14 protein-coding genes are annotated in these 12735 nt (G+C 64.3%); 4 read left to right on the forward strand and 10 right to left on the reverse strand.

Annotated elements, in window-relative coordinates:
• Positions 1-34: 34 nt before the first annotated feature.
• Together AC3A43_RS17505 and AC3A43_RS17510 are read right to left on the reverse strand one after the other, a co-directional pair.
• Complete coding sequence (locus tag AC3A43_RS17505) at positions 35-856, reverse strand: hypothetical protein (RefSeq protein ID WP_487793851.1); 822 nt, start codon at positions 854-856, stop codon at positions 35-37.
• 105 nt (positions 857-961) lie between these two features.
• Positions 962-1444 (reverse strand): SRPBCC family protein, encoded by a 483-nt coding sequence (locus AC3A43_RS17510; RefSeq protein ID WP_487793852.1) that lies wholly within the window; start codon positions 1442-1444, stop codon positions 962-964.
• A gap of 48 nt (positions 1445-1492) precedes the next feature.
• Here AC3A43_RS17510 and AC3A43_RS17515 point away from each other — a divergent pair, with 48 nt between their 5' ends.
• Positions 1493-1819, forward strand: a complete 327-nt coding sequence (locus AC3A43_RS17515) for an ArsR/SmtB family transcription factor (RefSeq protein ID WP_487793853.1) — start codon at positions 1493-1495, stop codon at positions 1817-1819.
• Between the two features lies 1 nt (position 1820).
• On the opposite strand, the gene AC3A43_RS17520 is transcribed toward AC3A43_RS17515, so the two are convergent.
• From AC3A43_RS17520 to AC3A43_RS17535, 4 genes are all read right to left on the reverse strand, one after another.
• A complete protein-coding gene (locus AC3A43_RS17520; protein ID WP_487793854.1) occupies positions 1821-2660 on the reverse strand; it encodes a hypothetical protein in 840 nt (279 codons plus the stop codon).
• Positions 2657-4504 carry a M2 family metallopeptidase gene (locus AC3A43_RS17525; RefSeq protein ID WP_487793855.1) on the reverse strand — a complete coding sequence of 616 codons (1848 nt, stop codon included), beginning with the start codon at positions 4502-4504 and terminating at the stop codon, positions 2657-2659. Before AC3A43_RS17525 ends, AC3A43_RS17520 begins: the two co-directional genes overlap by 4 nt.
• A 75-nt stretch (positions 4505-4579) precedes the next feature.
• Positions 4580-5332, reverse strand: a complete 753-nt coding sequence (locus AC3A43_RS17530) for an alpha/beta fold hydrolase (protein WP_487793856.1) — start codon at positions 5330-5332, stop codon at positions 4580-4582.
• A gap of 44 nt (positions 5333-5376) precedes the next feature.
• Positions 5377-6024, reverse strand: a complete 648-nt coding sequence (locus AC3A43_RS17535; protein WP_487793857.1) for a DsbA family protein — start codon at positions 6022-6024, stop codon at positions 5377-5379.
• Positions 6025-6159: 135 nt separating this feature from the next.
• Here AC3A43_RS17535 and AC3A43_RS17540 point away from each other — a divergent pair, with 135 nt between their 5' ends.
• From AC3A43_RS17540 to AC3A43_RS17550, 3 genes are read left to right on the forward strand one after another with little or no spacing between them, the layout of a single operon-like run.
• On the forward strand, positions 6160-6606 hold the full coding sequence (locus AC3A43_RS17540) for a MarR family winged helix-turn-helix transcriptional regulator (RefSeq protein ID WP_487793858.1): 447 nt from the start codon (positions 6160-6162) through the stop codon (positions 6604-6606).
• Positions 6606-7706 (forward strand): HlyD family secretion protein, encoded by a 1101-nt coding sequence (locus tag AC3A43_RS17545; RefSeq protein WP_487793859.1) that lies wholly within the window; start codon positions 6606-6608, stop codon positions 7704-7706. The genes AC3A43_RS17540 and AC3A43_RS17545 overlap by 1 nt, the downstream gene beginning before the upstream one ends.
• 6 nt (positions 7707-7712) lie before the next feature.
• The gene (locus AC3A43_RS17550; RefSeq protein ID WP_487793860.1) at positions 7713-9302 is read left to right on the forward strand and encodes an MDR family MFS transporter; all 1590 of its coding nucleotides are present in this window, start codon (positions 7713-7715) and stop codon (positions 9300-9302) included.
• 193 nt (positions 9303-9495) lie between these two features.
• Here the strand turns inward: AC3A43_RS17550 and AC3A43_RS17555 are convergent, their stop codons facing one another.
• From AC3A43_RS17555 to AC3A43_RS17570, 4 genes are all read right to left on the reverse strand, one after another.
• Positions 9496-10101, reverse strand: a complete 606-nt coding sequence (locus AC3A43_RS17555) for a hypothetical protein (RefSeq protein ID WP_487793861.1) — start codon at positions 10099-10101, stop codon at positions 9496-9498.
• A 3-nt stretch (positions 10102-10104) separates the two neighbouring features.
• On the reverse strand, positions 10105-10725 hold the full coding sequence (locus tag AC3A43_RS17560; protein ID WP_487793862.1) for a DUF2238 domain-containing protein: 621 nt from the start codon (positions 10723-10725) through the stop codon (positions 10105-10107).
• On the reverse strand, positions 10722-11501 hold the full coding sequence (locus AC3A43_RS17565) for a dimethylarginine dimethylaminohydrolase family protein (RefSeq protein WP_487793863.1): 780 nt from the start codon (positions 11499-11501) through the stop codon (positions 10722-10724). Before AC3A43_RS17565 ends, AC3A43_RS17560 begins: the two co-directional genes overlap by 4 nt.
• A 184-nt stretch (positions 11502-11685) precedes the next feature.
• Positions 11686-12711 (reverse strand): aspartate-semialdehyde dehydrogenase, encoded by a 1026-nt coding sequence (locus AC3A43_RS17570; RefSeq protein WP_487793864.1) that lies wholly within the window; start codon positions 12709-12711, stop codon positions 11686-11688.
• Between the last annotated feature and the right edge of the window lie 24 nt (positions 12712-12735).

The raw sequence follows: 12735 nt of genomic DNA on the forward strand, positions 1-12735 counted from the left end.
ATTCTGACGGACGATATGGTCGCCACATCCGCCCCTATTTCACCGGGCGGCAATCCTTCAGCCACACCAGCGACATGCCATAGTCCAGCCGGTCGAACGTCCCGGTCAACTCGGCATGCTTGTCGGGTTTCAGCTGCAACGCATAAACACCGTGCCCCTTGGCCAGCACGCAATTGACCGTAAAGCCCGCCGAGGATCGGCCGGGAACGATGTCGGTCAGCACATTGGAGAGCAGCTTCCATTCGACGCGATAGGTGTCGCCGACCGGCCCGACATAGGCGATCGGCCCATAGAGGGTGAATTGTCGTCCCGCATAACGCTTCTGCACTGCGGCATTATTCTTGTCGGCCTCGCCGGTGATGTCCTGCGAGAAACGCAATACGCTCATGCGGACCGGGACGCCGGGCGCGCTGGTCGCGCGCAGTCCCTTCGCCGCGAGCGCTTCGCCTGCTTTGCCGCCCTTCAACTGCGTCAGGATCCCGCACATTTCGGCCTTGGCCGCCGCATCGGTTATGCCCATCCCTGCGCGCAGCTTGGCCTCCATGCGCACCGTCCCCGCGGCATCGGCGGCAATCTCGATCGGAAAGGGCCGCGACTTGCCCGTCGCGGGCGGTTCGATCAGCATCGCCCCGCTCTCCGGCTCGGCGGCCAGGATCGCATAGCCTTTTGCCGCGACGATGCCGTTGATCTGCCCGACGGCGCTCGCCATGCTCATGTTCGGCACCGTCGTCGTCGCCACGAAGCGCAGGCCGGTGACCTGGTTGCCCTTTTTGGTAAAACTATCCTCGCAGGTGGCGGCTTGCGCCGTCCCGGCGCCCAGAAACAGGCCAGCGACGGCCAGGAGAACGTGCTTCACACAATTGCCTTTCGTTGCAAGGGGGACTCGATTGCTCGCCGCTCCGATGCACCGATGCTATTGGAAAAGTGTACCGGTACCTCACCGGCACGGCTCCGCCGCGGTTCAGCGATACATACCCTCGCGCAGGTTGATCCCGTGCTCGATCCACGCCTTGAGCGCGCACAGCATCTGCGACCAGCCCTGGCAATTGCCGTAGGACGCGCTCAGCGCCCCCTGATTCTCGCGCCAGCCTTCTTCGGCGATCTCGACGAGCGTCCGCCCGTCGTCGAGGCTCTTGAAGCTCATCGTGACGCGGGTGCGATAATCGCTGTCCTTCATCTCGCCCCCCTCGACATTCGGCGCCTCGCCTTCGTTCGCCTGCCATTCCAGCACGATCCTTTCGTCCTGCACGACCTCGATCACCCAGACCGGAAAGGCGCCCGGAAAGTCGAGAAAGTCCCATGTCACCGTCGCGCCGGTCTTCAGCCGTCCTTCGGCGCCCCCGGTCGTGAAATACTCCGATAGCTGCTTCGGATCGGCCACCGCCTCGAACACATCATGCACCGGCTTCGCGATCCGCGCCGCGACCCTGAATTTCAGCTCCATCGTCATTCTCCGCTTGAGTCGCATCCTTTTATGTTATAAAAATATAACATGTCAATTCACGATCAATATGACGCGGTGTTCAAGGCGCTCGCATCGCCGATCCGCCGGCAAATCCTCGACGATCTAAAAGACCAGCCGCTGACGACCGGCACCTTATGTGCGCACTTCCCCGACCTCGACCGCTGCACGGTGATGCAACATCTGAAGGTGCTGGAGGATGCCGACCTGCTGATCGCCGAACGCCGCGGGCGCGAGCGCTGGAACCATCTCAACGCAATGCCGATCCAGGATATCCACGACCGCTGGATCGGCCCCCACGCCGCCGCAGCGACCGCGCGGCTGGCACGTTTCAAACAGGGAATCGAAGCCGGATGACTTATTCGCCGGTGGCGAGACGGCCCCGCAAACAGGCATCTGCGGCCGCATAGACCGGGCCGAGCAACGGTTCGAGCACACGCCAGCTGGTCACGGTCATGGAACCGCCGTCGGCGACGAACGTCAGCTTGTCCTCGCGCCGGGCGGCATGTGGATGAGGCGGCGGCACCGGGCCATCTTCGCCAATCAACGGAATATCGATCCGCTGCGGCAGCGTCTGCCCCTCGATCGCCTCAAGCGCGCGATTCAGGGCAGGACATTGGCGCGAATCGATCGTTTCGACCTTTGCATTGTCGCGCAACAGTTTGACGGGCGAAGGCAGCGTCCCGAAAATCTGGCGGCCATCGGCCCGCCACAGATCGGCATCCGGGGCGATGCCATTGGCCTTCATACTGGCGACCACCGCAGCCGGATCGAAACTCGTGCGCATGAAGAGGCCGACAGGTCCGGCGCGATCGATTGCCGCTGCTGGAATTGTCACGGCCCTGAAAACGAACCGACAGTCGCTGCGGTCGACCTGCGCTTCGTCCGTCGTGCGGCAATAGCTGCGGATATCGCCCGACTGGAAATGCCCGTAATCGGAATAGATCGTAAAGCTGACAGGAGCTACGAACTGCGGCCGATAGCCGGCGACATCTGTCGGTTCGGCCATGATCGCATCGATCACCGCACCCTTCTGTCCTTCGATCCAGAAACTGTATCGCGAATAGACGACCCCAAGGTCATAGCCGTCAAGCGTCCGGGGCAAATCGTCCGGATAGAGCGGCGGCGGCGGTGGCGCGGCGGTCGAAACCGCCGCCGCGCCGCACGCCAGCAACAACAACAAAGCCGCGCGGCTCACCACCCCTGCGGCTTGCCCTTATTCTGTTCGTCGAGCCAGGTCTTCAGCGGCGCGAAATAGTCCGCCATCGCCTTGCCCGATATCTCGCGGTTGCCGGTGAAGACTTCCAGCGCGTCGGGCCAAGGCTTCGACGCGCCCATTTCTAGCATCGCGTTCAGCTTCGCGCCGACCGCCTTGTTGCCATAGAAAGAACAGCGATGAAGCGGCCCTTTCCAGCCCGCCTGCTTGCAGGCCGCTTCATAGAATTGGAACTGCAGGATGCGAGCAAGAAAATAGCGCGTGTACGGCGTGTTGCCGGGGATGTGGAATTTCGCGCCCGCGTCGAACGCGTTCGCCGGCCGCGCAGCCGGCGGGACGATGCCCTGATATTGGGTGCGCAGCTGCGTCCACGCCGTGTTGTAATCGGCGGGCTTGATCGTGCCGTCGAAGACGCCCCAGCGCCAGCGGTCGACGAGCAGGCCGAAGGGCAGGAAGGCGACCTTGTCCATCGCCTGCCGCAAGAGCAGCCCGGTGTCCTTGTCGGCGCTCGGCACCTTCGCCTTGTCGAGCAGGCCAATGTCGACCAGATATTGCGGGGTGATCGACAGCGCGACGAAATCGCCGATCGCCTCGTGGAAGCCGTCGTTGGCGCCGTTGAGGTACAAGAACGGCTGCTTGTTATAGGCGCGCTGGTAATAATTATGCCCCAGCTCGTGGTGGATCGTGGTGAAATCGTCCGCGTTCACCTTGATGCACATCTTGATGCGGATATCGTCCTTGTTGTCGATATCCCACGCCGAGGCGTGACAGATGACTTCGCGGTCGGCGGGCTTCAGGAACTGGCTTCGCTTCCAGAACGTCTCGGGCAGCGGCGCCATGCCCAGCGACGAGTAAAAATTCTCGCCCGCCTTGACCATGTCGATCGGCGTCTTGCCCTGCGCCGTCAGCAGATCGCCGACGTCATAGCCGAGGTCACCCGATCCCTTCGGCGCGACGAGCGGGTAGATATTGCCCCACTCCTGCGCCCACATATTGCCGAGCAGGTCGGCGCGGATCGGGCCGGTCCTGGGCTGCACCGCATCGCCATATTTCTCGTTGAGCTTCCAGCGCGTGTAGGTGTGGAGCGCCATATAGAGCGGCTTCACTTCCTGCCACAGGCGCTCGGTCGTCTTGGCGAAATCCTCGGGCGACATGTCGTAACCCGAACGCCACATCGCGCCGGTATCGGCAAAGCCCAGTTCCTTCGAACCTTCGTTGGCGATGCCCACCATGCGGGCATAATCGTCCTTCATCGGCGCGCCGACATTGTCGTGCCAGCTTGTCCACATTTCGGCGAGCTGCGCGGGCGTGTTCTGAAGATTGCCCATCTCGGCCTCGATGTCCGATCCCGAGATGTCCTTGCCGTTCAGCTTGCCGCGGCCCTTGCCATATTGCGACTGGAGGTCGGTTGCGATCTGGTTCAGCTCGGTCGCGGCGCCGGGCTTTGTCGGCGCGGGCAGAACGAGGCCGGTGCGGAGGATATCGAGCTTGCGCCTGGTGTCGGCGCTGAGGCCGGGAACATCCTTATACTTCGCCGCTTCGAGCGCATATTTGACCGATTTTTCGGTGCCGACAGCGTTGATCCGCGATGCCATCGCATCGGTATCCTCGGTCAGATAGGTGCTGTTGACCCAGTTCACCTGGCTCGCCTCGACCGTATAGTCGAACAAGTCCTTTTCGGCGGCAGCGATGAATGCGTCGGCGTCGGCCGCGGTGGGCTTCGCAGCCTTCGCCGTCGATGCGGCAGGCTTCTGTTCCGCGGCAAAGGCGGGACCGGTGACCGCGAGCGACAGGGCCAGCGACAGGCTGGAAATCATGGCTTTCATGGGGTGCGTCCTCTGCTTGTTTTCACAGCGCTCTTTGGCGCAATGGCAACAGCTAGGCGCTTGCCGCGAGTCCGGTCAAGCCGTCAGGAACGCCACGATCGCTTCACCGAGTTCGGGCCGGGTCACGCTCGACATGTGGGTCCCCGGAATCGTGGCGAGCCGCGCATCGGCAAGCGCCGCGACAAGTTCGGGCGCCGACCCATTGTCCTGATCGTCGGCCCCGCACACGACGAGCACGGGCATCGTCAACCCGGCGAGCGCGTTGGGCGGCGTGTCGGTGAAGCTGCCCAGCAGATGGCCCGCCGCGATGCGGTCGACCTTCATCGTCTTCATGAACTGGATCGACATCCATGTGTCGTCGCCGCGCTTTGCCGTTTCATATTCGGCGATGACGCGTTTGAAGAATTGTCCGCGTTTCTGCCAGCCGGCAAGTCCGGCCAGTCCCATGCCGCCGAGGATCAAACGGCGCGGCTTCATGCCCGCCACCACCGCGCGAACGCTGGTCCGTGCGCCAAGCGAAAAGCCGCCGAGATCAAAATCTTTGAGGGCAAGATGCGCGATCAGATCTTCAAGGTCGCGCACCAATATGTCTTGCGGGTAGAATTCTTCGTCATGCGGCGCGTCGCTCGACCCATGGATGCGCAGATCGGGCATAATCACGCGATATCCGGCCGCAGCGACCTGTGCAGCGGTACCGAATTTGATCCAGTTGACTTCGCCGCTGGAAAACAGGCCATGAAGCAGGAACAGCGGGCGACCTTCGCCCGTTTCGCGCCACGCCAGTTGCACGCCGTCGCGTGCCTCGAAATATTGCGCTTCGATCATCATGCCCCGCGCTATGCGCCCTTGTTATCCGGTTCGGCAAGCGCCGATCAGCGCGGTCGCAGCCCCTTTTGCTCCATCCGCCATTTCGCCATTTCGATGCGGTCCTGCCCAAAGAAGGGCTCGCCATCGAACACCAATGTCGGCACCCCCCAATGGCCGGCGATCTCGAGCGCTACCTGGTTGGCGGCGACCTCATTGTCGAGCGCGTCGGCATCGCTCTCCGCCTCGGCATCAAGTTCCGCCAAATCCAGTCCGGCGCGCTGCGCCGCCCTCGCCAGATGATCGCCAAGATGCCAGTCCTGCGCCCCGCCCCAGATGAGCTGCGCCGCTTCATGCGCAAATGCGAGGCCCTTGCCGCGCCGCGCGGCTGCTTGTCCAAGCCGCGTCAGGCGATAGATATAAGGCTGCTCGGCGGCAATCGCGCGCGTCTTCAGATCCTGCACGATCGGATCGGGACGCGGTGGGCCAAAGGGAATCCCGTGAAACTGGGCGACGCGGATCATGTCGCGCACCGTGTAGCTCAACCAATTGGGGTGGTTGCGTTCAAAGAAGTCGGGCTGGCGGATCGCGAGCGGGTAGACGGGACGCAGACTGATGGTCACGTCATGGCTGGCGGCCAGCGCACGGTAACGGCCGATAGCAAGATAGCTGTACGGCGAACGAAAAGACCAGAAGAGGTCGGCGGTCAGTGTCATGACGTCATCCTGCCGGAAGGGTGGACGCGCGGCAAGGGCGCGAGCAAGTGATTGGTCCGATACGCAACTTTTCTATCGCTGCGCACATCGTCGATGGTGTTGAGTATAGTAGCAATTGCTATTATGTCTTAGTCTATGAGCGAAACAATCGGATTTCTGTTGAACGACACCGCGCGGCTGTTCCGGCGTTCGTTTAACGCGCGCACGAAGGGCAGCGGCATCACCGCATTGCAATGGCGGCTGATCACCTACCTGAAACGGCACGAGGGAATCCGTCAGGGGCCGCTCGCCGAACTGATCGAGGTCGAGCCGATCACCCTGTCGCGGATGGTCGACCGGCTGGTCGAGGCCGAGCTGGTCGAACGCCGCGCCGATCCCGCCGACCGGCGCGCCTGGCAGCTTTATCTGACCCCGCGCGCGGGCGAATTGCTCGGCGGGATGCGCGAGACGGCCGACGCGCTGACCGCCGAAGCCACCGAGGGGTTGAGCGCCGCCGAACGCGACCAGCTGATCGACCTGGTCGAACGCGTCCGCGCCAATCTGTCCCGCCGTATATGCCAAAAAGAAAAAGAGACCGCCTGATGGACCAGCTCTCCCCCTCGCGCCCGAAAGCCGAAGACGCCACGCCGCCCAAGGCCGCACCAAAAGCCGATCCGCTGCCCGCCGCATCGACGGCGGCAGAGGCCGGCCCCAAGGCGAGCTGGGGCACGCGTCTGCTGATGTTCGGCCTCCCGCTTGCGCTGATCGCGGGCGGTGCCGGCTGGTGGCTGACGAGCGGCGGCTCGGTGTCGACCGACAATGCCTATGTCCAGATGGACAAGGTGTCGGTCGCGGCCGAGGTCGGCGGGCGGATCACCGAGGTCGCCGTGCGCGACGGCCAGCAGGTGACGAAGGGCCAGCTTCTGTTCCGCATCGACGGCGAACCCTATGCGCTGACGGTGGCGCAGGCGACCGCCGCGATCGACGCGGCCGAGGTGGAGGTCGGCAACCTGTCGGCGAGCGCGAACACCTCGAGCGTCGACATCGCCGCGGCGCGCGAAGACGTCAAATTTGCCGAGGTCACCTTCCAGCGTCAGGCGGCGCTGATGGAGAAAGGTTTCACCACCAGGGCAGCCTATGACGCGGCACGCCATGCGGTTGCGCAGGCGCGCGAACGCGTCCGCCAGACCGAAGCCGCCGCGGCCGAAGCGCGCAGCAAGCTTGCCGGCGGCCCGTCGAGCGGGATCAATCCGCAGGTCGAGGCGGCGCGCGTCCAGCGCTCGCAGGCCGAGGTAAACCTCGGCCGCACCACGGTTCGTGCGCCGAGCGCCGGGCGCATCGCGCAGTCGGACCGGCTGCAGGTCGGGCAGATGATGGTCGCGGGGCTACCCGCGGTAACGCTGGTCGATACCGGCCGTCCCTGGGTCGAGGCCAATTTCAAGGAGACCGACCTCGCCGACATGCGCGTCGGTCAGCGCGCCGAAATCAGCTTCGACGCCTATCCGGGGTTGAAGGTACGCGGCCATGTGCTGACGATCGGCGCGGGCACCGGCAGCGAGTTTTCGGTGCTGCCGGCGCAAAATGCCACCGGCAATTGGGTCAAGGTAACGCAGCGCGTACCAGTGCGCATCGCCTTCGACGAAAAGCCCGCGCGCGACATGATCGCGGGGCTTTCGGCCGATGTCCGGGTGTTTACAAAGTAAGGTTCCGTGGCGAGCAACGCCCTTCCCCGCCGCCCATCCGCCGCGGCGCTTCCTGACGACGACAGCATTCCGCTGCACGAGCGGGTGCGCCATCGCGGCCTGCTGACCGTCGCGGTGATGGGCGCGTCGATCATGCAGATCCTCGACACGACGATCGCCAATGTCGCGATTCCGCATATGCAATCGGCGCTCGGCGCGACGAGCGAGACGGTGACGTGGGTGCTGACGAGCTATATCCTCGCCTCGGCGGTCGCGATGCCGATTACCGGCTGGCTCGCCGACCGCATCGGGCGGCGCGAATTGTTCATGGCCGCGATCGTCGGCTTTATCATCGCTTCGATGGCATGCGGCGCGGCGCAGTCGCTCGAGCAGATGGTCGCCTTCCGCTTCCTGCAGGGGATCAGCGCGGCGTTTATCGGGCCGCTGTCGCAATCGGTGATGCTCGACATCAATCCGCCAGAACGCCACGCGCGCGCGATGTCGATCTGGGGCATGGGGATCATGATCGGGCCGATCCTGGGGCCGATATTGGGCGGCTGGCTGACCGAAAGCGTCAACTGGCGCTGGGTCTTCTACGTCAACCTGCCCGTCGGGCTGATCACGCTCGCGATGATGTGGGCGCTGCTCCCCAAAACCCGCAGCGTCACGCGGCGGTTCGACCTGTTCGGTTTCTCGATGCTCGCGCTGGGGCTCGCCGCGCTCCAGCTGATGCTCGACCGGGGCGCGCATCAGGACTGGTTCGACAGCATCGAAATCTGGATCGAGCTGGGCGTTGCCGTCTCGTGCCTGTGGATGTTCGTCATCCATATGCTCACTTCGCGCGCGCCCTTGTTCAGCCGCGCGATGCTCGCCGATCGCAATCTCGTCACCGCGATGGGTTTCATGATCGTGATCGGCGTCGTGATGTTCGCGTCGATGGCGCTGCTGCCGCCGATGCTGCAGAATCTGTTCGGCTGGCCGGTGATCGACACCGGCGTCGTTCTCGCGCTGCGCGGGATCGGCATCCTCGCGAGCATGTGGGTCGCGGGGCAGTTGCTCGGCAAGATCGACGCGCGCTGGATGGTCGGCACCGGTCTGCTGATCGCCGCCTATTCGCTGTGGCAGATGAGCCACTGGTCGCTCGCCATGGGGATGCAGCCGGTGATCATCAGCGGGCTGGTACAGGGGCTCGGCATGGGGCTGATCTTCATTCCGCTCAACACCATGGCGTTCGCGACGATCGAGCCGCAGTATCGCACCGACGGGTCGAGCCTGCTAAACCTGTTCCGCAGCATCGGCGCATCGGTCGGTATCTCGGTCGTCACGACCCTGCTCGGCGCGAATATCCAGACGAGCCATGAGGATCTGGCGGCGCATGTCACCAACAGCTCGGTCGGCCTGCTCGACCCGTCGACCGCCGACCGCTTCGGCATCGCGGGCGACGCGGCGATGGCGATGGTCAATGCCGAGATCAACCGGCAGGCGGCAATGGTCGCCTATATCGACGATTTCTGGCTGATGATGTGGGTCACACTGGCATCGGTGCCGCTGGTGCTGGTGCTACGCCCGCCGAAGCCCGGCGGGCCGAAGGCGTCGGCAGCCGATATGGGGCATTAGGGAATTTACCTGGCAACCGCCCTTGAATTGGAGCGACCTGCGCCCAGATAGACAATATTGTGGTCCCGTAGCACAGCTGGATGGTGCACCCCTTTCGGAAGGTGGAGGAGGCAGGTTCGAATCCTGCCGGGAATTTGGCGAAAGCCCGAAACGGCCGGCAATCGATCGATTGCCGGCCGTTTCTATAACTGAGTTATCGGAAGAAGCAGTTGGTGCCAGCGAACAGCGCGTCGATCTTCGCCGCATCTCCCGGCGCGGCGAACATGCCGCCGATGACCTTTTCGCCGGTGCCGATGCTGAATTCCTCGCCCAGCGTGCTGTCTTCCAGATCGACGATCGAGACCGATTCGGACGCCTTGGCGCGCGTCGTGCCCACGGCGATCCCGCTCATCGTCGAGTAGGTCGCGGCGCCGGGTTCATTGCCGAGGAACCAGCCCACGAACTTGCCGCCCTGGAAGTTCAGCGTCATCGCATCGTAGCGCGTGAATTCCATCGTCCCCGCACCGCATTCCTCATTGGTGCTGCGGTCGTCTTCCTTGCCCGCGACGTTGGCGAGCGCGGTTTCGGCCTGCGCACGCGGGACGCCAAAAGCGAGCAGGCTGGTCTTGCCGCTGGTCTTGTCGACGAAGCGAAGCCCCTCGCCGTCGAGGCTGACCGCGGTGGTCGCCGCGGCGGGGCCATCGGCCTTGGCTGCGGGGACCGCTGGGGCGGCCGGTTCGGCGTCGGCAGGCGCCTTGTCCGCGGCGGGTTTGCACGCAGCGAGCAATGCAATGATTGCGAGGGTCGTAAACTTGCGCATCGCCTATCTCCTGTTCCGAATGACCGGCCCCATCGCCATCACCAATATCGCACCGAGGGTCGCGAGCGCCATATCCTTTTGCGCGTCCCAGATGTCGCCCTGTTGCCCGTTGTAGCGGTCGGCGGTCTCCCCCGCCGCCACGATGGTAAGTAGCCATTCAAAGATTTCGTAGAGGCACGATATTGCCAGCACCCAGGCCAGCACGGTCAGGGCTGCGCCGCGGGCGCCAAGCCCGCCCCAGCGCCTCGCGATTTCGGCGACCGGGATCACCGACAGCGCGCCGAAGGCGAAATGGACGAAGCGGTCATAATGATTACGGCTCCAGCCGAAGGCGTCCGACAGGCCGGTGCCGGTCAGCGCGCGCGCCCATTCGTCGTAGGGGACGTTGCTGTACGCATAGCGCCCGCCGAGCGTGTGGAGCGCCATGAAGAGGACGATGCAGGCGACCGACGCGGTCGACATCGGCCAGCGGCGCAGCAACCAGGGCGACGCAACGATCAGAAGCATCGTCGGGATATGCTGGAGCAGCGCGATCTCGGGATACGGCTGGTCGATCTGCGCAAAGAGCAGCAACATGAGGAGCAGGCCGAACAGGCGGCGCTGCGCGGGCGGAGTGGCGGTCACCAGCGCAGCGACATGCAGCTGAGCCCCGCGTCGATATGCGCGATCTGGTCGGTCGGGAGCGGGCGGACTTCGATGCCGCGCGCGGCGAGCAGGGCGTGCGTCGCGGGCCAGCCGTCGCCGACGAGGATGGTATCGCGGATGCGCAGGATATTCGCCGCAGGTTCCTCGCCCGGCGGAGTCGTTACGACCTCCAGCCCGGCGAACTCGGGACAGTCGGCGAGCGCGGGGACGGCGAGGATCGTGCGTTCGTCGATCAGCCCGCAGCCGGTTTTGAAATGGAGAACGCCCGACGGGGTTTCGGCGATCTCGGCGCGGTAGCCGAGCTTGCCGAGCAGGCCGGCGAGTTCTTCGGCGCCGGTGCGGTCGGTGCGCGCCGAGAGGCCGATGATCACGCGGTCGGCGAGGCGCAAAATGTCGCCGCCATCGGCGTATCCCGGGCCGGTCATTTCGAGGAGGCGGGCGTGGTGCGCGGCAAGAGCCCCGCGGATATGCGCAACCTCGCCCGCACGGCTTGGCGCGCCGGGGCGGAGCAGGATCGCGCCCTTGGGAAAGGTGAGCGCGACATCTTCGGTAAACAGCGCGTCGGGAAACTCGTCGAGCGGTTCGAGGACCTCGACCGCCAAGCCAAGCTCGCGCAGCGTCGCGACATAGGCCTCATGCTCGGCGACGAGGCCGTAGAAATCGGGGTCGGGGCCGCCGTCGGCGCGGATGCCCTTGACCGCCGAACGGGCGGGCGCGCGGCAGAGGGCACGGGTGAAGATGTAGGGGGTGGTCATTTCAACGACATAGCGTGAATGCCCCGCGGAGGCCAAGGCGATCCTCCCTGTGGCGAAGCCATGGGGAGGTGGCAGCCTCGAAGAGGCTGACGGAGTGGCTTTGGCGCAACCGTCGCGGCCCCTCCACCACTCGCGTCGCGAGCGGTCCCCCTCCCCATCGCTGCGCGACAGGGAGGATTTACCTTTAGCCCTTCTTCAGGTGCCTACGCCCCAGCAGTTCGGCGATCTGCACTGCGTTCAGCGCCGCGCCCTTGCGCAAATTGTCGCTGACGCACCAGAGGTTGAGGCCGTTTTCGACCGTGGGGTCTTCACGCACGCGCGACACGAAGGTCGCGAAGTCGCCGACACATTCGACCGGGGTGATATAACCGCCGTCTTCGCGCTTGTCGTGGAGGACTACGCCGGGGGCTTCGCGCAGGATGCGCTGGGCGTCCTCGGCCGACAGCTCATTTTCCATCTCGATATTGATCGCTTCCGAATGGCCGACGAACACCGGCACGCGCACGCAGGTCGCGGTGACCTTGATCTTCGGATCGAGGATCTTCTTCGTTTCGACGACCATCTTCCACTCTTCCTTGGTCGAGCCGTCGTCGAGGAAGCTGTCGATGTGCGGGATGACGTTGAACGCGATCTGCTTGGTGAACTTCTGAACGTCCTTTTCGTCGCCGACGAAGATCTGGCGCGTCTGGTTCCACAACTCGTCCATGCCCGCCTTGCCCGCGCCCGACACCGACTGATAGGTCGAGACGACGACGCGCGTGATCTTTGCGGCATCGTGGAGCGGCTTCAGCGCGACGACCATCTGCGCAGTCGAGCAATTGGGGTTCGCGATGATATTGCGCTTCGTATAGCCGTCGATCGCGTCGGGGTTCACTTCGGGCACGATCAGCGGCACGTCGGGGTCCATGCGATAGAGCGACGAGTTGTCGATCACGACGCATCCCGCGGCGGCAGCCTTGGGCGCGTGGATCGCGGTCGCTTCGCTGCCGATCGCAAAGATCGCCATGTCCCAGCCGGCCCAGTCGAAATTGTCGATATTCTGGCATTTGGCCGTGCGGCCGGTGTCACCGATTTCGATGTCGAGTCCCTGGCTGCGCGACGAGGCGACAACTGCGAGTTCCTCGATCGGAAACTCACGCTCGGCGAGAATGGCGAGCACTTCGCGCCCGACATTGCCCGTGGCTCCGGCGACAACGATACGATAACCCATTTACTCACTCCTCAGCGTATGAAC

This window comes from Sphingopyxis sp. Soil_C_28, from assembly GCF_057657055.1.